This window comes from Dyella sp. C11, from assembly GCF_003121485.1.
Lineage (GTDB): Bacteria > Pseudomonadota > Gammaproteobacteria > Xanthomonadales > Rhodanobacteraceae > Dyella.
Map to the genome: position 1 here is coordinate 168,743 of NZ_QAVX01000007.1, position 20,553 is coordinate 189,295.

General features: G+C 60.1%; 12 protein-coding genes. 8 read left to right on the forward strand and 4 right to left on the reverse strand.

Features of this window, described 5'->3' with window-relative positions:
* Nucleotides 1-61 precede the first annotated feature (61 nt).
* The 5 genes from DK366_RS09280 (at nucleotide 62) to DK366_RS09300 (ending at nucleotide 7,595) form a co-directional block, all read left to right on the forward strand.
* Nucleotides 62-490, forward strand: a complete 429-nt coding sequence (locus tag DK366_RS09280) for a cupin domain-containing protein (RefSeq protein ID WP_109125255.1) — start codon at nucleotides 62-64, stop codon at nucleotides 488-490.
* A gap of 13 nt (nucleotides 491-503) precedes the next feature.
* Nucleotides 504-3,197, forward strand: a complete 2,694-nt coding sequence (gene aceE / locus DK366_RS09285) for a pyruvate dehydrogenase (acetyl-transferring), homodimeric type (protein ID WP_109125256.1) — start codon at nucleotides 504-506, stop codon at nucleotides 3,195-3,197.
* Between the two features lie 217 nt (nucleotides 3,198-3,414).
* Nucleotides 3,415-4,839, forward strand: a complete 1,425-nt coding sequence (locus tag DK366_RS09290; protein WP_343125619.1) for an efflux transporter outer membrane subunit — start codon at nucleotides 3,415-3,417, stop codon at nucleotides 4,837-4,839.
* Complete coding sequence (locus tag DK366_RS09295) at nucleotides 4,836-6,035, forward strand: efflux RND transporter periplasmic adaptor subunit (RefSeq protein WP_109125258.1); 1,200 nt, start codon at nucleotides 4,836-4,838, stop codon at nucleotides 6,033-6,035. The genes DK366_RS09290 and DK366_RS09295 overlap by 4 nt, the downstream gene beginning before the upstream one ends.
* A 39-nt stretch (nucleotides 6,036-6,074) precedes the next feature.
* On the forward strand, nucleotides 6,075-7,595 hold the full coding sequence (locus DK366_RS09300) for a DHA2 family efflux MFS transporter permease subunit (protein ID WP_109125259.1): 1,521 nt from the start codon (nucleotides 6,075-6,077) through the stop codon (nucleotides 7,593-7,595).
* Nucleotides 7,596-7,618: 23 nt separating this feature from the next.
* Here the strand turns inward: DK366_RS09300 and DK366_RS09305 are convergent, their stop codons facing one another.
* The 3 genes from DK366_RS09305 to DK366_RS09315 all read right to left on the reverse strand — a co-directional run bounded on the left by DK366_RS09305 (nucleotide 7,619) and on the right by DK366_RS09315 (nucleotide 10,356).
* On the reverse strand, nucleotides 7,619-8,326 hold the full coding sequence (locus DK366_RS09305; protein WP_157956484.1) for an AraC family transcriptional regulator: 708 nt from the start codon (nucleotides 8,324-8,326) through the stop codon (nucleotides 7,619-7,621).
* A 149-nt stretch (nucleotides 8,327-8,475) separates the two neighbouring features.
* Nucleotides 8,476-9,450, reverse strand: coding sequence for an AraC family transcriptional regulator (locus tag DK366_RS09310; RefSeq protein WP_109125261.1), 975 nt, complete (start codon nucleotides 9,448-9,450; stop codon nucleotides 8,476-8,478).
* A gap of 72 nt (nucleotides 9,451-9,522) precedes the next feature.
* Complete coding sequence (locus tag DK366_RS09315) at nucleotides 9,523-10,356, reverse strand: AraC family transcriptional regulator (RefSeq protein WP_157956485.1); 834 nt, start codon at nucleotides 10,354-10,356, stop codon at nucleotides 9,523-9,525.
* A 340-nt stretch (nucleotides 10,357-10,696) separates the two neighbouring features.
* Here DK366_RS09315 and DK366_RS09320 point away from each other — a divergent pair, with 340 nt between their 5' ends.
* On the forward strand, nucleotides 10,697-11,437 hold the full coding sequence (locus DK366_RS09320) for a response regulator transcription factor (RefSeq protein WP_109125263.1): 741 nt from the start codon (nucleotides 10,697-10,699) through the stop codon (nucleotides 11,435-11,437).
* Here DK366_RS09320 and DK366_RS09325 read toward each other — a convergent pair.
* The gene (locus tag DK366_RS09325) at nucleotides 11,416-13,245 is read right to left on the reverse strand and encodes an ATP-binding protein (RefSeq protein WP_109125264.1); all 1,830 of its coding nucleotides are present in this window, start codon (nucleotides 13,243-13,245) and stop codon (nucleotides 11,416-11,418) included. The genes DK366_RS09320 and DK366_RS09325 overlap by 22 nt on opposite strands.
* Before the next feature lie 279 nt (nucleotides 13,246-13,524).
* Here DK366_RS09325 and DK366_RS09330 point away from each other — a divergent pair, with 279 nt between their 5' ends.
* Nucleotides 13,525-15,477: a S8 family serine peptidase gene (locus tag DK366_RS09330; RefSeq protein ID WP_109125265.1), complete on the forward strand. Its 1,953-nt coding sequence runs from the start codon at nucleotides 13,525-13,527 to the stop codon at nucleotides 15,475-15,477.
* Nucleotides 15,478-15,933: 456 nt separating this feature from the next.
* Nucleotides 15,934-20,439 carry a YadA-like family protein gene (locus DK366_RS09335; protein ID WP_232820986.1) on the forward strand — a complete coding sequence of 1,502 codons (4,506 nt, stop codon included), beginning with the start codon at nucleotides 15,934-15,936 and terminating at the stop codon, nucleotides 20,437-20,439.
* Nucleotides 20,440-20,553: the final 114 nt, after the last annotated feature.

Sequence of the window (20,553 nt, forward strand, 5' to 3'; positions counted from 1 at the left end):
ACGCCCTGTGCTGGCGTTGGCTGTCGCCTCGGGGCCATGTCGACTTGCTACGGAGTGTCCCATGAAGAAACAGCTTTGTTTGCTGGCTGCCCTATTTGCCATCTCCCTCGCTTGCCTTGCCGATACCGTTCCGGCGACCACGGGGCATGCAAGCCAGGAAACCGTGCAGCCCGCGTTCGCGCACGCGCTTCCTAACGCCCCTGGGAAAAAGCTTGTTGGTGTACTGGTGACCTACACGCCTGGCGGAACGTCCAAACCGCACCGGCACGGAGACGCATTCGTGGTGGGTTACGTACTCAGTGGCGAGATACGTAGCCAGCTAGCGGACGGCAGCTCACGGGTTTATCACGCCGGTGAGAGCTGGAGCGAAAGCCCTGGCGCGCACCACGTAGTCAGCGAGAACGCGAGCAAGACCGAGCCAGCAAGCTTGCTGGCCATTTTTGTGGTCGATGCGAACCAGAAGGATCTGGTGACCTACGACACACCTTGAGTCGGTATAGGCCATGGAAAAAGAAAGTGCGCCCAGCCCCAGTGATATCGATCCTTCCGAGACCAGTGAATGGGTTGAATCGTTAGGTGCGGTGATCCATCACGATGGGCCTGATCGGGCTCGTTATCTGCTGGATCGAATGATCAATTCAGCACGTCGCGTGGGCACGTTGCTGCCGTTGCAAACGGCCAGCGACTATGTGAACACCATTCCTGCGGGCAGTGAAGTGCCTAGTCCTGGTGATGCCGCGATGGAGTGGCGCATACGGTCCATCATTCGATGGAACGCCATGGCCATGGTCGTGCGAGCCAACAGGAAGCCCGGTGATCTGGGCGGCCATATCTCCAGCTTTGCTTCGTCCGCCACCCTGTACGACGTGGGCTTCAACCACTTCTTTCGTGCGCCGAGCCAAGGACATCCTGGCGACCTGATTTTTACTCAGGGACACTCAAGCCCAGGCATCTATGCCAGGTCCTTCCTTGAGGGGCGAATCAGTGCCGAACAGCTTGACCTGTTCCGCATGGAAGTGGCCGGAGCCGGGAAAGGGCTCTCCTCGTATCCACACCCCTGGTTGATGCCTGATTACTGGCAGGTGGCCACCGTGTCGATGGGGCTTGGGCCTATTCAAGCCATCTACCAGGCGCATTTCTGGAAGTACCTGGAGCACCGCGGGCTGATTGCCCCCAGCGACAGGAAGGTCTGGTGCTTCCTGGGTGACGGCGAGCTGGACGAGCCAGAATCTCTGGGTGCGATTTCACTCGCTGGTCGCGAAAACCTGGACAACCTCATTTTCGTCGTCAACTGCAATCTCCAGCGGTTGGATGGCCCGGTGCGGGGCAACGGCAAAATCATCCAGGAGGCTGAGGGTGCCTTTGTTGGCGCAGGCTGGAACGCGATCAAGGTGATCTGGGGCGCTCGATGGGATCCGCTACTTGAACGCGATACGTCCGGGCGGCTTAGGCAACTGATGATGGAAACCGTGGACGGTGACTATCAGGCGTTCAAGGCATTGGGCGGCGCCTATACGCGCGAACATTTCTTTGGTCGGTATCCGGAGACAGCAGCACTGGTCGCTGACATGTCCGATGAGGATCTCGAGCACTTAAATCGTGGCGGCCACGATCCGCAAAAGGTCTATGCGGCCTACCACGCAGCTGTTCATACCGAAGGGCAACCTACGGTGATTCTGGCCAAGACCGTGAAGGGCTATGGCATGGGTGAGGCGCTGCAGGCGCAAAACCCCACCCACAACAAGAAAAAGATGGACGATGACGCGATACGCCTTCTGCGTGATCGCTTGCGCATTCCCATTCCCGACAGTGAGCTGGCCGACGTTCCGTATTACCACCCAGGTGAGGACTCGCCCGAGGTGCGGTACATCAAGGAGCGCCGGCAGAAGCTTGGTGGTTTTCTCCCTCAGCGCCGACGCAAGGCGGACGAGACCCTGAAGGCACCGGACCTTTCGGCATTCGAACAGATAACGCAAGGCACGGGAGATCGTGAAGTCTCCACCACCATGGCGTTTGTCCGCGGTGTAAACCTGCTGTTGCGTGATCAAGCGCTTGGCCCGCGCCTGGTGCCCGTGATTGCGGACGAGGCGCGTACATTCGGTATGGAAGGACTATTCCGGCAGATTGGTATCTATGCGCCTTTCGGGCAGAAGTATCGTCCGCAGGATGCAGACCAACTTCTGTATTACCGCGAAGACAAGCAAGGCCAGGTGCTGCAGGAAGGCATTTCCGAGGCCGGTGGTATGTCCGCATGGATTGCCGCGGGCACAAGCTACAGCGTCAGCAACGTGGCCATGTTGCCACTCTTCTTCTATTACGCCATGTTCGGCTTTCAGCGTGTGGGTGACCTTTGCTGGGCTGCGGCAGACATGCGTGCACGCGGCTTTCTTGTGGGCGGCACATCCGGACGAACAACTATCAATGGCGAAGGACTTCAGCATGAAGATGGCCATTCGCATCTCATGTCCGGGGCCATCCCTAATGTCGTCTCGTACGACCCGACGTTCTCGTATGAAGTGGCCGTGATCCTGCAGGATGGCGTGCGCCGGATGATGCAGGAGCAGGAGGACGTGTACTACTACGTCACCGTCCTCAATGAAAATTACCCTCATCCCGATATGCCGGCAGGAAGCGCCGATGGCATTCTCAAGGGCATGTACCTCTTCAAGGATGCCGGCGAGCCCATTGCAGGAGAAAAGCGGGTGCAGCTGCTTGGGGCGGGAGCGATTCTTCGCGAAGTCATCGCTGCGGCGCAGCTGCTTGAAAAGGATTTCGGTGTGCGCGCGGATGTCTGGTCGGTGCCCAGTTTCAGCGAGGTGCGACGGGACGGCTATGACGTCGAACGATGGAACCGCTTGCACCGCGATCAGTCAGCACGTGTTTCATATGTCGCTGGATTGCTGCAGGGCAGGGACGGGCCCATTGTCGCAGCGACAGACTACGTGCGCGCGCTACCAGATCAGATTCGACCATTCTTGCCTGCAGGTCGGCACTACACGGTACTGGGTACAGACGGCTTCGGTCGCAGTGATACCCGCGCTAATCTTCGTGCTTTTTTTGAGGTTGACCGGTTTTGGATTGCGCACGCTGCCTTGGATGCGCTGGTTGCCAACGGGCAGATGGATCATGGTGAGCTTGGGCGCGCCATGAAGCTCTATGGCATCAATCCCAGCAAGCCAGAGCCATGGACGCAATGACATCGGCGTTGCGATTGACTGGCGTCGAATTCACCGCTCGAAGCAGCGTGAAGACAACGTCCCAGCGGTAGTTAGAATGTACAAGTTTTCCAGTGTCTAGCTGGATAGTGTTGGTAGCCATGCCGGGTCGCACATACGAGCGACGAGCCAGGCATTTGAACCCGATGGCGCCGATGCAATGTTCAGACAAAGATCTCTGGTTGTGCTCGGATTTCCCTTGCTGCTGGCGGCTTGCGTCAGCAGCAAGGGCCTTCATCCGCAATCGGCTCTGCTACAACCATCCGATGTGCATGCAGCAGCCGAGCTTAAGCAGCTGCGCACTGCCGAGGCTTCGTGGCCAGCGCCGAATTGGTGGACAGGCTTTGGCGACGAACAGCTCAATGAACTGATCGCTCGCGCGCTCGCGAATAACCCAGATGTCGCGATCGCCGATGCGCATCTTCGCGAAGCTCGCGCAAGAGTGGAATTTGCTGACGCGGCGCGTGGTCCTGATATCAATGCAACGGCGCAAGCTGCTGGCATGTACCTCCCCACGACATTGCCGCCCCCTGTGGGCATCGGTCACTACATACTTGAAAAACATGTCGACGCCGGGCTTCACTGGGACCTTGACCTATGGGGTGGCAAACGCGCTGCATGGGAAGCTGCGCTGGGGCGGACGCAAGTAGTCGAAGCCGAGCGACAAGCCACGCTGATCGCGGTGTCCACCAACGTCGCCAGACTGTACCTGCAGCTTGGTCATGCCTTCATTACATTGGACATAGCCAACCAGGAGCTGGATCGCGCGACACATAGTCAGGCATTGACGCGCCAGCGTGTGAATGCAGGTATCGACGGTAATACGCAGTTACGGCTGATCGATGCAGAGGTAGCCAGCGACCGCGAGCGTGTAACGGCCTCTGCGCGTGACATTGAGGCAAAGCGCTCCGCCTTGGCCGTGCTGCTTGGTGAAGGACCCGACAGTGGCTTGGTGTTGCAGCGCCCGAGGGCACTTGCTCCACTCGACGTAGCGGTTCCATCCACCCTCCCTGTCGAGTTGATTGGGCGACGAGCAGACCTGACGGCCGCGCGCTGGCAGGTCGAAGCTTCATCGAAGGATATCGTCGAGGCGAAGGCAGAGTTCGTGCCGAATGTCAGTCTCGGTGTATTGGCAGGCTTCGTTGCACTCGGCGGAACGAATGTGTTTCAGCTGCCGGCGCGGTTCTACCAAGTGGCGCCTTCAGTGAGCCTTCCCATCTACGACGGTGGTCGCCGACGCGCCGAGCTCTCCAGCCGGGACGCCCAGTATGACGTGGCCGTAGCCCAATATAACGCGACGCTCATTCGCTCCATCAATGAAGTCACTGACCAATTGTCCGCCCTTCAATCGCTTGACCAGCAGGTGGTCGAACAGCAGGCGGCCTATCTGGCCTCCGGCGATGCGTGGAAGCTTGCCGAGCAGCGGTATCGCGCAGGCGTAGGCAGCTTCCTGGACACATTGGTGGCGCGTCAGCAGCTGTTGGTGGCCGAACGCCATCGAGCAGATCTACTCGCTCAACAAGTGGATAGCTCCATCTTGCTGGTTCAGGCCCTGGGCGGAGGATATCGCCCTGGCAGCAACCAAGCCCCGTCCCTTTCGGAAAATCTGCGAGGAACGCCATGAGCGGCGAACCAGAGTCCACCAACGTAGCATCAACCACGTCTTCTCCTCGCCGTCGCTGGCTGATGCGTGGCGTGCTGTTGCTTGTAGTGATAGGCGCGATAGGTGGCGTGATTTGGTATCTCGCCATTGGGCGTTGGCATGAAGGCACCGATGATGCCTACGTCAGCGGCAATATCGTGCAAATCACATCACAAGTGACAGGCACCGTGACATTGATTGGTGCGGACGATGGCGACCTCGTGCACAAGGGTGACTTGCTGGTGCGCCTGGACCGGGCGGATGCAGACGTGGCACTGGAGCGCGCCAAGGCGGATCTGGCGAGTACTGTGCGTCGCGTGCGCGGTCTATATACCAATGCATCTGGTGCTGCGTCAGAAGTGGCGTTAAGCAGGGTCGCACTGGATCGCGCCAAGAAGGACTACGAGCGTCGTCGTGACCTGGCCAAGTCAGGCGCAATTTCCAGTGAGGAGCTCGCCCACGCCCAGGACACCTTGCTGTCTGCCGAGAATGCGTTGGCCACCGCGGCGCAGCGCTTTAGTACCAGCAAGGTTCTTGTTGACGATACCGTAGTTGCATCGCATCCGGATGTGCTGGCTGCCGCTGCGAGGCTGCGCGCAAGTTATCTGGATGACGTACGCACCGACATCCTAGCTCCTGTGACTGGCTACGTAGCCAAACGCAGTGTGCAACTGGGACAGCGCTCGCAGCCTGGCAATGCGCTGATGGCTGTCGTGCCGCTGCGCGAAGTCTGGGTGGATGCCAATTTCAAGGAAACCCAGCTGCTGCATATGCGCATTGGGCAGCCAGTTTCGGTGAAGGCTGATGTCTACGGGGGCGAGGTTGACTACGAGGCCGTAATCCAGAGTCTTGGCGTAGGAACGGGTAGTGCTTTTTCTCTTCTTCCGGCGCAAAACGCGACGGGTAACTGGATCAAGATCGTCCAGCGCATTCCCGTGCGCGTGCGCTTTATCAAGCCGGAGCAACTGGATGCCCATCCCCTGCGGATAGGCGTGTCAACGGTTGTGGAGGTAAATCTGCATGATCAAACCGGTGCTTGGCTTCCTGCACAAAGCCCTGCCGTTCCCATTCTTTCCACGGATATCTACCAACGGCAGCTGGCTGACGCCCAGGCGTTGATTGACGGCATCGTCCACGCCAATACCCCGGTTGGCAGCGCGGCATCCGGCACGAACTGACCTCGTCTTGAACGAACTATCACCGCAACGTGAGCGATCATGAGCGAACCATTCCGACCACCCAATCTCGCGCTGGCGACGCTCAGCCTGTCGCTCGCTACGTTCATGCAGGTGCTCGACACCACGATTGCCAACGTCTCCCTTCCGACGATTGCCGGCAACCTTGGAGTGAGCGCGAATCAAAGTACGTGGGTTATCACATCGTTCGCAGTGAGCAACGCTATCGCGCTTCCGCTTACGGGGTTCATGACGCGACGATTTGGTGAGACGCGCCTGTTCGTATGGTCGACGCTGCTCTTTTCCCTGGCGTCGTTCCTGTGTGGAACTGCTCAGACGATGAGCATGCTTATCCTGTTTCGCGCGTTACAGGGAGCCGTTGCCGGGCCGATGTATCCAATTACGCAGAGCCTGCTCATTTCGATATACCCGCCACACAAACGCGGCATGGCGCTGGCTCTTTTTGCCATGGTTACCGTGGTGGCGCCAATCGCTGGACCCATTCTTGGCGGGTGGATTACCGATGACTACACCTGGCCGTGGATCTTCTTCATCAACGTGCCTATCGGTATCTTTGCCAGTCTCACGGTCGCCTCGCAGATGAAGGGGCGAGTGGAGCCTACCAGTCGACCGAAGGTGGACTATGTCGGGCTCATCACGCTGGTTATCGGTGTGGGGACGTTGCAGGTCGTGCTGGATAAGGGGAATGACGAAGACTGGTTCAACTCCACGTTTATCGTGGAAATGGCCATTGTCTCGGCTATCGCTATCGCCGTCTTCCTTATCTGGGAGCTTACCGATAAGGAGCCGATCGTTAATCTGAGGCTGTTCCGGCATCGAAATTTCAGCATGGGCACATTGGCGTTGGTACTCGGCTACGCTGCGTTCTTTGCGATCAACGTGCTTGTGCCGCAGTGGCTGCAGCGCAATCTGGGGTACACAGCGACGTGGGCGGGTTTTGCGACGGCGCCGCTGGGCATTTTGCCCGTGATACTTACGCCCTTTGTTGGTCGCTACGCGCCACGTTTCGATCTGCGCGCACTCGCCGGCTTCGCCTTCCTCGTGCTTGGAGGGACCTGCCTGATGCGATCCTATTTCTATATAGGCATCGATTTTCGCCACGTTGCGCTGGTGCAGCTTTTGCAGGGCCTGGGCGTCGCATTCTTCTTCGCGCCGGTGCTGACCATTCTCCTCTCTGACCTTGCCCCGACGGAGATAGCCGATGGTGCGGGACTGGCAACATTCTTGCGCACCTTAGGGGCCAGTTTTGCCGCATCACTGACCAACTTCTTATGGGATCACCGGGCCATCGTGCATCACGAACGCCTGGGTGAGCATGTCACCGTTTACGACCCCTCGACCGTAGCAGCGATGTCCGACCTGGGTGGCAAACAGGATGCTATAGCCATGATCAACCAGACCATCACCCAGCAGGCCTACCAGCTGTCGTTCAATGAGGTATTTCACCTGCTGGGATGGATATTTCTTGCACTGATCGCTGTTGTCTGGCTGGCCAAGCCACCGTTCGAACCCAAGGCGGGCATGGCATCGGGCGGTCACTGATCGTCCGCGGTGAAGTTGATGCGTTACAGGTCGCCATTCTCTCCGCTACCTGCGCCATCTCGGGCCAGTCGCCGCGCTTCGGCAGGCGATCTTCCGCGTAAACGCCGGAAGGATTTCGCGAAATGGGAAGGGTCCTTGAATCCTGCGCGCTTGCCGATTTCCGCAAGGGAAAGAATGGAAAGATTCGGAGAGGCCAGCATGCGCTCAGCCAACCGGATGCGCGCATGGACCAGCAGCACTCCAAAGTTATCGCCTCTGTTGGCTAGCGCGCGATGCAATGTGCGTGCCGACACGCCAAGGTTGCGTGAGACATCGGCAACCGAGAGCGTGGCTTCCGAACATCGTTCTTGTATGCGGGCCCGAGCGCGCTCACAGAGGTCATTGGGCAGCATGAACGGCTTGGCTCCCGGCAAATCCCTCTCGGCAATGAGGGCCAGCAGGGTGCCAATCTGTTCGGCCAGCGCTGCGGGTGAGACTGGGCCCGAGCGAACAAGATCCAACGTCCACTGCGCCAGGAAGGCATTCAACGCCTCGCTCCATTTGCAGGGGGCGCGCGTGGGCTCGCCCAGCAGTCGTCGCGGGGACTGAACTCGGGCAAGCAGCCAGTCGGTAGGGACATTCCAATGCATGATTCCCGCAGACTGTTCTATGGAGAATCGCTTGAAATCGCGTTCATCGAGCAGGACGGCTTCGCCGGTGCTGAGGACTCGATGTTTCACGCCGGGGAGCATGCGAGGCACCCCGTGGTTGAATAGCAGATGGTGGCGCTCCCCCACAGTAGAGCCTCTCTCTTGAGAGGGAGTCTTGCCTGCAGGTGTTCTATAAACGAACGTCAACGGGCCTGCGGCGACGCTGTACATACCCGTGTCTGGCATGAGGATTATGGGTCTTGTTCGCCAGGCGTTGCGCGCAGCTGGGATGGCAGATGCCCCGTCCGCTTTCGAATGACTCTCGTAAAATACGCGGGATCAGCGAAGCCGCAACGGCGACCAATCTCCGCTGCAGTGAAACGCCTGGCCATAGGCGACAGAAGCATCTGCTTTGCCTGTTCGACGCGCGCATCCATCAGTACCTGTGCGAATGTCACGCCACATGCGCGTAATGCTGCATGCATGATGTGCTCTGGCACGCCGAGTGCCGCAGAGATATGTGCGGAAGTAAGATTGGGTTCGCTGCAGCGCTGCGTGATGATGTCTTGCGCTTTGGCCTTCAACGCGCGTTGAACCATGGTCGGGCGTTCCGAGATGCCATTCATCTCATGCGCCACTTGCGCCAATAGAGCTCCTACCTGATCCACGAAAAGCCGGCTAGGCAGCGATGAGTTCGACACAACTTCCGGGGACAATGCGCTGACGAAAGTCGAAAGCGCTCGCCCCCAGCCGACATCGCGACTGATGACTCGACCAACCAGCAGATTTGGGTTTGGAATCCATTGGCGCAACCATGACTCGGAGATCTGAAGGTTGACGATATCGTATGGATCGTGGTCCAGCTCGAACGGAAGAAGAGAGTCTGTCAATACGGCGTCACCAGTTCTCAACAGCATCCGGTTGCGTTGAAAGAATCGCCACTCTGATGCCAGGTTGATCACGAGATTGATGCTTCGCCCCGTGCTGAGCCCCAATTCGCGCTTTCGCCGCAGTGAACGATGTTTACTCCCCTGCATGCGAAATAGAGTGACTGGCCCAAGCTCTGTAAAGATGGCGCCGGCATTGAGCGGGCCAGGGGTGTCACAAATCACCTCCATGGGGATCAAGCTTCCGGCCAGTGCGGAAACGTAGTACTCGTAACGCTGAGATTCGGGCACGTCGAGTGTTGACCAGCGATGTACTAGCCCTGGAGATTCGTTGGTCATAGTGTCATTCCGCGTTATGCGTGCAGTGCGAATGCACGTCCCTTCATCAGAATACAAACACAGCTTAGCGCGTTACGGAAATTGGCGCCGATAGTTGCCTGGCGTTATCCGTTGCACCTGGAAAAAGCTTCGGCAGAGATGGCTTTGGTCCGAAAAACCAGCCTCCTGTGCGATTTCGGTAAGGGGGCGTCTCGTCTCTCGAATTAGCAGCGCCGCCATCGCAACACGACGCTGGACAATGTACTTGTGAGGTGGAACACCAGTACTCAGGCGAAACGCCCGGATAAAGCTTCCCACGGACAAGCGTGTCAGGGCCGCCAGCTCGGGTAACTGGATTTTCTCGCCCAAGTGCCGCTCGATATAGCCTTGCACCTTGACGAGCGCGGCAGGCGAAAGAGCCCCTGGCGGCGACGTGATCATGCCAGCCCCTTGCGCCCCGGAGGCTGGCGACTTGCCGCGAACGAGCCCATTTAGTGCATCGACCAAGGCCTGGGCCGGTCCTGGAGTGGCTTCGCGAGCGGATGTGGGGCTCAGTGAAGGGTCGACGTCCGGGAAAGATACGCGCACGGTGACGAGTAGCTGGATCACAGCGAAATGGCCGCCGCGCAGGCCTTCGTCGGCTTCGCCCTCGTTAGCCAATGGGCTCACGTGCGCGTGGTCAATACTGATGGCGAGCCGGGCTTGATCTTGGTCGCTTGCCGCAGGCCCGGTGCCGTGTGAGGCGAGCTTGCCGAGCTCGGACAGGACAAGTGCGATTTTCCCTGCCTGCTGCGCCAGGGCTGCGGCGGGAGCGATATCGGGTCCTTGGCGAGCGAAGGTCCTGCTGGAGGATCCAGTCGCTCGGTAGGCGGCGTAAGTTATAGGGGCCTGTGGTGTCATGGGGGGCAGGCGCTGTTGTTTGGTCACCCCTAGCTTCGCGAGAATTTGGTGAGAAACATGGACCGGAAAACGGCCTACTGCCAATAAATCCGGTCTCTGCGCGCCACGGATGTGCCAACCCCTCGTTACGGTTAACTCACAGGTTATGGTGCCAGGACAGGTATGGCGCGGCCTCTCACGTCCCGTATTTGGGCCCGCGACTGGCCTGATGCCGGCCCGGAACATGCACACGCCGACATCGAATTCCTGCGCTCGGGATGTACTGAAACGCTCCTATAGACGGCGCGCAAGATTTTGCCTTAGGTTGTAAGAAAGCGCGTTCCGCTCAGTGCCGCGCTAATTGCCAAACATGTCCTGGGGTCGCTTGATGTACTTCTCGAATCAGGCCAACTTGCCTTCGGCGGAACCATCAGCGTTGCGTGTGGTTGTCTTGGAGGATGACGACATGCTTCGCGACCAGATTCTGGCGCCCAATCTGCGTCGGTTCGGATTCGACGTCGTGGCTATTGGCCACCCGGCAGAATTGGACGGTATCTTCATTCAGCGAAGGCCGGACATCGTTGTGCTTGACGTGGGCCTGCCGGAGCGTGACGGCTTCTCAGTGAGTCGCGAGCTGAGGGCAACCCAGGGCGGGATCGGCATCGTCATGTTGACGGGCAGGGGTGACAGCGCAAACCGGGTACGAGGATTGGGCGAAGGGGCCGATGCTTACCTTGCCAAGCCCGTAGATATCGATGTGCTGGGTGCGACGCTCCACAGCCTTGCACGGCGGCTGCGTATGCAACAGATGATACCGCCGGCGATCACCCCGGTGCGACGCGAATGGTCACTCGACAATGGTGGCTGGGCGCTACGTTCTCCCAAGGGCAACACGGTGGCGCTCACCAAAACCGAATCCCGGCTGTTGTCTGCGCTCATGCTATTGCCCAACAACGTGGTGCCTCGTGAAGATCTGATTGGGCTTCTGACGGACAATGTGTTCGAGTTCGATCCGCATCGGCTTGACTCGATCATCCACCGTTTGCGCCGGAAGGTTCGAGATGCGTTGGGGGAACCATTGCCGCTGAATGCGGTGCATGGCGAAGGCTACGTTATCGTCACGCCTTGAAGCTCCGCAGCTGTCTTGCATCGCTTCACCAGCTCTCGGATGCGCGCGAGCAGGTCATCCGGACTGAATGGCTTGGGCATGCGCATGATCCACGGCTCGGAAGGCTCATCCGGGATTTCCAGATAGGCTGAGATGAGGATGGTGGGTACTCGGGGCCAGCGCGGACGAAGCTTGGCGAGAAGTTCCGTGCCGTCCATGTCGGGCATGCGGTTGTCGCAAATCAGTACATGCGGCGGCTCTCCGGCGGCTAAGCGCAATGCGGCGGCAGCCGAGCCTGCGGCGTCCACGTGCCATCCTTCTTGCCTCAATGCCTGAGCCAGAAGCTCCCTCAGCTCCTCGTCATCGTCGACGAGCAGAATGCGTAGAGGCGAAGCAGCTGGATCGGTGTTGATCGTCTTGTCGGCGATGGCTGTGTCGTCGGGTACCAGTGCAAGCGGCAGTCGAACGTCAAAGCGAGTGCCGGCTCCAAGCGTGCTGTCGACATGAATCGCGCCGCCTGCGTCTTCGATCAATGCGTAGACAACAGACAAGCCCAGGCCTGTGCCCCTTGCGCTTGGCTTTGTTGTGAAGAATGGCTCGAAGATGCGCTGGCGGACACTTGGCGACATGCCCTCGCCGGTATCCTCGATAAGGAGCGAAGCATGACCGTCGTCTTCAAGCCTTGTCCCTATAGTCAGTTGGCCGCCGTCGGGCATCGCATCGCGCGCGTTCGAGGCCATATTGAGTAGCGCAAGTTCGAATTGACTGCGATCAAACCGTATGGGTAGCGGTGCATTGGCGAGTTCAAGTCGTATAACGAATGGCGCGGGCAACAGCTGTTTCAGCATGGGCATCAAATCGCGCAGGCTTTCTCCGAGGTCAAACGTTTCGCGATGCGCTGGGTCGTGGCGGGCAAAGTTGAGAAGCTTGCGCGTTATGGCGGCACCACGTCGCGCCGCCGTATCCACGCCACCCAATGCATGCGCCATAACCTGTGCGTCTTCCAGGTGGGCGATTGCCGGCCCGTTGATCCGATAGCGTTCGCGTGCGAACCCAAGAATGATTCCAAGAATATTGTTGAAGTCGTGGGCAATACCGCTCGCAAGCTTGCCTATCGCGTCCATTTTTCTGGACTGCACAAGTTGCTCCTGCGCCAATTCGCGCATGAGCATTTCTTCTTGCAGCTGTTTCCTATGCTGATTTGCTTCGCCAAGGCTCTCGCGAAGCGCGTTGGTTGCGCGATCCAGGATCAGTACGATCAGCAAATAGCCGAATGCACGAGATGGCAGATCAACAAAGGCATTCGGCAACGCCCCGCCGTGCTGAGTGGCTTGCAGTGCCGCTCCTTGTCGGAGCAAATCAGCGGTCATGCCCGCGATGAATTCGAGCATGACAGTGCCGTAGATCAGCCACAGCGCGCGACGACTAAGCATCAATCCGCCCAGGGCAATCGCCATGATGGGAATCAGGTCGCCAAACACAGCCCAATAGCCAAAGGTGACGTAGGCCAGCAAGGCGGAAACAAGCACCACGGTAAGGAACTGGATGATGGCAGCATGGAAGCGCCCTTGCCGGATCAGCAACAGGCCGCACCAGGCGGCGAGGGCCATGGCTAAGTCGGTCAAGAGGTCTACAAGTATTGCGACCTTGAGCCCGTGTTCGCCCATCAAATGCTGATAGCCAGTGCTATTGAGAACGACATAGAGCTTGTTCAGGGGCAGGGCGACACCAAGAAACAGGAAAAGCATCTGCACAAACGAGGCATTGCGACGCTCCACGGGATCGGAAACGGGAGCCGTCCGTAGCCAACGCGAGAAACCTGACAGCATGGTGTTGCTTACTCCTTGGCGTCTAAAACTGGGGCGGGTTTGGCGGAACGATCAAGGTCCGGTGCGCCAGATCGTTCCTGGCGTTCGTTCGCGATATTTCGCGAGGATATCTGAGAAATCGTGCGTGACGGGGATATGACGCGGGACTAGTTTTTGGCTCATCAGGAACGCTTTGCTGGGGAGCGGGCGTGACCTGTGCTTGCTTGCCCATGCAAGGCGACACGGCGACGTGTTGTCACGGGTATCTGTTGCCATTTATCAGTCCGGGGAGATCTATTCATGCTATTCACATTGCATAAGCGGCTGCTAGGCGCAGCCATCCTTGCCACGTTTTCCGGTGTGCTGCTGGCCGCGCCAGCGCCCACGGTGAGCGCACCGCACTTCAACGCAAGCAGCCTCACCACCAGTCAGGTGTACGACCGGTTTATTGTGAGCTACCGCTCTGGTACGAGCGATGCCGCGACCCGCAACGCGATGCTTCAGAGCGTGAGCGCGGCCGTTGGCAGGGCCGGCCTGTCGCACGTCTCGACCTCTGGCGCCACCGTGGGAAGTAGCGGCGTGTCCTACGTGCGCAAACTGGCAACCGGTGCACACGTGGTACGTACCAACAAGCTGACCAAGATCCAGGCTGCAGCTTTGATGAAGCAGATTGCCGCCGACCCAGCCGTTTCGCACGTCGAGCCGGACATCCGGGTCCGCGCGATTGGTGATTTCCGTGGCTCGACAGTCAAGGTGGCTGACTTCACGCCCAATGATCCGTACTACGCTTCCTACCAGTGGCATTTCCAGTCGGGCGACGGCACGATGCAAACCGTCGGGCACGACACCAGTGGCTATGCCAATCGCGGCGGCGCAGATATAGCCAAGGCATGGGATGTGGCCGATGGCCTGGGTGTGACCGTGGCCGTGCTGGATACGGGCCTCACTCATCATCCTGATCTCGATACATCGCTCGGTGATGCAGGCTACGACTTCATTAGCGACGCTTTTATTTCAGGCCGCGCCACTGACGATCGCGTGCCGGGAGGCTGGGATCAGGGTGACTGGACGACCGAAGATCCATGGTTGAGCCAGTGCACGGACTCGAGTGATCCGCCGGAAGACAGTTCGTGGCATGGCACGCATGTGTCGGGAACCATCGCCGAGTTGACGAACAACGGTACGGGCCTGGCAGGTTCTGCGCATGCCGCCAAAGTGCTGCCCGTACGCGTGCTGGGTCATTGCGGTGGCTACATGTCCGACATCGCCGATGGCATTGAATGGGCATCGGGCGGCCATGTCGATGGCGTGACCGACAACGCCAATCCGGCCCAGGTCATAAGCATGAGTCTGGGTGGTGGTGGCGTCTGCGAAGCATCGGACGTCGCCGGCGTGGCGATCAGCGATGCGATCAGCCGAGGTGTGACGGTGGTAGTGGCTGCAGGTAATAGTTCTGATGATGCCGCCAATTACACGCCAGCAAGCTGCCCCGGCGTCATCTCCGTGTCTTCGGTCGGCATCACGGGCAAGCGCGCGTTCTATTCCAACTTTGGCAGCAGTGTGGCTATTGCGGCGCCGGGTGGCGGTATCTACGCCAACGATGCATCGAGCGGCACCGTGGTTGCAGCTGGCTTGGTTTGGTCGACGTTGAATGGAAGCTTGACCGCACCGGATGAGAGCAACTACGTCTACGGCTCGATGGCCGGCACGTCGCAAGCGACGCCGCACGTATCGGGCACCGTGGCCAGGGTGATTGGCGCCCTCAAGGCGGCTGGCCTGCCTGCATTGTCACCTGCGGCGATGAAATCGCTGATCACCTCGACCGCCCGCCCGTTCCCCACGGTGCCTGATCAGCCGATTGGCGCCGGCATCGTGGATGCCGCCGCCGCAGTTAACCAAGCGCTTGGTGGCAACAGTGGTGGTGACGGCAACGATGCAACCGTGCTGAACAACGGTGACACGTTGAATGGAATCTCCGGCGGGGTGGGCGACAGCAGGCTTTATCAGGTAACGGTACCGGCCAACACCAGCGCTCTCGTGCTACGTACCTACGGTGGCACTGGCGACGTATCGTTGTATGTGAAGCGCGATGCCATCCCGACGACGAGTGTCTACGACCGCTCCTCCGTGCACACGGGAAATAACGAGTCAGTGACCATTACACGCCCCGTGGCAGGCACGTACTACCTGCTCATCTCTGGCGTCAAAGCATTCGCAAGTGTGTCGGTGCAGGCGAGCTATCCCGCTCAGTAAGTCATGCACAGGTCGGCCCGGCGATTGCGCCGGGCCGACCGTTCTTCTCTTTCGACCTTTTTCGTCCATTTTCATCCGTATCTGGCGCAGCGCGCCGGATGGGAGGCGCTTGTGAACAAGATTTACAGTCGTGTTTGGAATACATCGCTCGGCATGCTGGTCGTTGCATCGGAACTTGCGCGAACGCGCTGCAAGAGTGGGCGCGCGAATCGTCGCTCGATCGTCGTGGCGGGCACAGTTGCGGCCATTGGCATGACGCTGGCGTCGCCCTTTGCAGAGGCGACAAGCGCTCCTGAGCAAGCGGCCTCTGTAACGCAGTCAATCGTGACAGAGGGCATGACTAGCCAGCGGAGTGTTACGACGCCCGTTGGCTCCAAGGCAAAGAAAGCCGCTGCGATTAAGCAGGGCAAGCGTGCGACGTCTTCCGATGCCGCGAACCCGGGCACCGTGAAGGCGATGGATGATAGTTCCGCGTCACACTATCTATCGGTTATCGGTGCTGGCGACGGCAGTGACGACGCCGTTGCGGTGGGCAACCAAAGCGTTGCCGTCGGCCCCAATGCGCTCGCTGCCGGCGATCAGAGCTCAGCCTACGGTGCAGGTGCCGTGGCGTTTGACACCAACTCGACAGCTCTAGGCGCTGGAAGTAACGCATTCGGAACAGGTGCGTCTGCGCTTGGCTCGTTGGCATCCACGGCGAGCGATTACGCGACAGCCATCGGCTACAACGCCGCGGCGGCGGGCCTCAATAGCCTTGCAAGCGGGAGCAATGCGCTCGCCGAGGGAGCATCCAGCACCGCTGTCGGCGGACAGCTGCATATTGTCGACCCGGACACGGGCGATGTTCTTCTCGACGGTCCTACGTATGCGTCCGGCATGGGTGCAACCGCCCTGGGCGCCGGCGCTCGCGCCACCGACTCATTCGCAACCGCTGGCGGCGCTGCTTCGCAGGCCATGGGCAAACAATCAACGGCGTATGGCTACATGAGCCTCGCTGAAGGCAGCTATTCCGTGGCCGCGGGTGCTTTTAGCCAGGCTGCCAATGACTACGCCACCAGCGTGGGCTATCTATCCACCGCTGATGGCCTGCTTAGCACGGCCATTGGTGAAGAGGCTGCCGCGCACGGTGCGTATGCAACGGCGGTGGGTACGTCCGCACTGGCCGAAGCCGACCAGACCGTGGCACTGGGTGAATACGCCCGTGCGCAAGGACCATCGGCTACCAGCGTGGGTTACCTCAGCATTGCCACCGGCAACGAAAGCGTTTCGGTTGGCGGTGTTTCCAATACGATTTTTCACGCGACCGAAGCGTTTGGTTTTGGCGCCGTGGCCGTGGGTTCCGGCACGTATGCGCCGCAGGATCTCTCCACTGCCGTGGGCTGGATCTCGGCCGCCAACGCGTTGCAGAGTACCGTGCTGGGTGCGGCGGCTCACGTCAATCCCGACGCAGACAATGCCGTCGCCATTGGCGTATCGTCCGTTGCTGATCGTGCGAATACGGTGTCTGTTGGTGGAGGCTTTACTGGCGATCGCCAGATAGCCCACGTAGCCGCAGGCACGGAAGACACGGATGCGGTAAACGTCGCGCAATTGAAAGGTGCGCTGAGTGGCGTTACCAATTTTGTCGCTGCAGACGGCGCAATGGATGGTAGTGAGGACGCCCTGGTCACTGGCCAGCACGCGCTCGCTGCGGGTGCATCCAGTGCCGCGCTGGGGCAGGAGAGCACGGCGATAGGCGCGAATGCGGTGGCATTCAACGACAACGCGGCTGCACTTGGTGCCGACGCCAGCGCCTTGGGCACCGGGGCTTCCGCCATAGGCAGCCTTGCGAGCACGAATGCCGACTACGCCACCGCCGCCGGTTATGGTGCAACCGCCTCCGCGCGCAGCGCGTCAGCCTTCGGTGCGGGAGCACAGGCGCTTGGCGCTGGCAGCACTGCCATGGGTGGCGAGGCTGTTGATGAGAATGGCAATTCCCTGTTGACGGATGCTGCGGGAAATCCGGTGACGGGAGCGGCTGTCGCTACTGGCGCGGCGAGTCTGGCGTTGGGGGCGGGAGCGCACGCGGACGGCAATTTCTCCAACGCTATTGGCGCTGGTGCACACACCGTGGGTGATAGCTCGGTCGCTGTCGGCTCACTGGCTTATGCGGTCGGTCTTCATGCGCTCGCCGTAGGCAACCAGTCGCTCGCCGCAGGCGATTACACCGCTGCGCTTGGCGATGGCGCCATGGCGGTGGGCGTCTATGCAACCGCCGTGGGTGTGGCTAGCCAGGGCATTGGTGCGGGTTCGGCAGCCATTGGTGACGGCGCGCTTGCCGTGGGAGTGGATGGCGTTGCATTGGGCTACTACGCGTTCGCGCTTGGAGACAATGCCACTGCACTGGGTCCATCAAGCAGTGCGCTGACCGAGGAGTCGGTCGCCATTGGCTGGCAGTCAGTGGCGGCTGGCAGCTCAGCGACAGCGATTGGTGGTTTCGCCAATGCGACTGGCGACTTTTCCACGGCCGTCGGCATTGGCGCCTCGACACCAGGTACGCGTGCGATTGCGCTAGGTATGGATGCCTATGCGTCCGGATTGCACAGCAGCTCGCTTGGTAGCGCCAGCCTTGCTTGGGGCGACTACAGCGCTGCGTTAGGTGACAGCGCTATCGCCGGCATCAGCGGAACGGCACTGGGCGCCTCCAGTGTGGTCAATGCCGCCAATAGCATTGCGCTGGGTTATGGCTCTGTGGCTGATCGACCCAATTCCGTATCTGTGGGTGCTTCTGCCGATTGGAGTGATGGAAATGGCAGTCATCCGGCGATCAATCGCCAGATTACCAATGTAGCGGCAGGCACCGAGGGCACGGATGCAGTCAACTTGGACCAGCTGCACACTGCGATGGCAGGGGCTGGCGTCAACGGCTCGCACTACTTCAAAGCAGACGGCGCTGCGGATGGTAGTGACGATGCGTGGGCTGATGGCACGGGTAGCGTGGCCATGGGAAGCAACGCAGTCGCCGAGGGAAAGACAAGCGTTGCCCTTGGCAATGGCGCCACTGCTTTCGACGAAGACACTGTTGCGGCCGGCCGCGGAGCGATCGCCATTGGCGTAGGCTCGGCAGCCCTGGGGGCGGGCGCCAACACCAATGGTGATTACGCGCTTGCCGCCGGCTACAACGCCGTCGCTGCAGGTGCGCAGTCCGTCAGTTATGGCGCGGGAGCCCAAGCCAGCGCCAATGGTGCGGTGGCCATTGGCGGCCAGGCGTTGGACGCATCGGGCAATCCGTTGATCACTGTCGACGGGCAGCCGTTGTCGTCGGCGTATGCCAATGGTGTTGCGGCTACGGCCATTGGTGCCAGTGCGCAGGCGCTGAACGCGCAGACCACAGCAGTGGGTGCCGGCAGCTTCGCCATTGGTCAAAACAGCACGGCCGTGGGATATCTCGCAGAAGCTCGTGGCGTGGAGTCTTCCGCCCTTGGCGCTTATGCCTTTGCCGTCACGGACTACAGCAACGCATGGGGCGCGTGGTCGTATGCCAGCGGCACGGGCACCACGGCGCTTGGCTACTACGCAGATGCGGAAAATGACTACGCGACCGCATTGGGCTATACGGCTTACGCCACGGGCGACCACAGCACGGCGGTGGGCGGCCTCGCATCGGCACCGTATGACCACGCCACGGCATTGGGTGCGAGCGCCTTTGCGCGAGGCATGGGCTCCACTGCATTGGGTTACAACACCTTTGTGGCATCAGGAAGTAGTGAAGCCATTGGTAGCGAAAGCTTTGCCTACGGCGACCACTCCACGGCGATTGGCGCGCAATCCATCGCAGACCGTGATTACTCCGTGTCAGTTGGTGCGTCTGGCTTGGACAAGAACGGCAATCCGGTCAACTTCCAGCGCCAGATCACCAATGTTGCAGCAGGCACGGAAGACACGGATGCAGTAAACGTTCTCCAGCTGCGTAGCGCCATTGATGCGGCCTCGACCGGTGATGGCGCGTTTGATTCGGCCGTTGCGACAGCTTTTGGGGGCGGGGCAACATGGGGCGGCCAGGGATTCGTGGCGCCTTCGTACATGATTCAGGGTGGCAGCTATGGCAACGTGGGTGACGCATTCAGTGCCGTTGACGGTGCGCTGACCTCGTTGACCGGGCGAGTCAACGTATTGGAGCAAACATCGGGAACTGGCCCGGCATCGCCGTCCATCCCGATGGGTAGCGGCAACGGCCTGGCTATTGGTGGCAGTAGTGTGGCGACCGATGGGCGCGATACCGCAGTCGGCAACGGTGCGACGATTGGAGCCGACGGCAGTACTGCGATTGGCAGCAACGCGTCCATCAGTGCAGCCGCAACCAATGCAGTGGCCGTAGGTGCGGATACGTCCGTTACCGCCGCATCCGGTACGGCCATCGGGCAGGGCAGTCAGGCCACGGCATCCAATAGCGTGGCCCTGGGAGCCCACTCCGTGGCCGACCAGGCCGACACGGTTTCGGTAGGCAACGCCACAACGCAGCGCCGCGTAACCAACGTGGCTGCCGGCGTAGCTCCGACTGATGCAGCCAATATGGGACAGGTCAACGAAGCCTTGGCGACGGCCAAGTCATATGCCGACGCGGGCGATACAAAGACGTTGAGTCAAGCCAATGCATATACCGACAGCAAGTTTGCCAATTCGGTGAGCGCGTCCGACTTTGATCGCTTCCGCACTCAGGTCAACAGCCAGTTTTCTCAAGTCAACGAGCGACTGGATCGTGTTGGCGCCATGGGCACGGCCATGTCACAGATGAGCATCAATACCGCAGGTCTGGCCGGTGACAATCGCGTAGGCGTCGGTGCGGGCAACTATGGCGGCCACTCAGCCATTGCGGTGGGTTACCAGCGAGCCTTCGCCGAACACCGCGCCAGCATTTCGGTCGGCGCCTCGGCATCTGGATCTGAGTCTTCCGTGGGCGTTGGTGGTGGTTTCAGCTGGTGATCCAGGTCGCGGCGTGGGCCGGGCGGGGGGCGCGGGGGGGGCGGGGGGGGGTTAAGAATAGTCGCGGGGGCGGCGCTATCGGGGGGGGGGGGGGGGGGGGGGGCGGGGGGATTT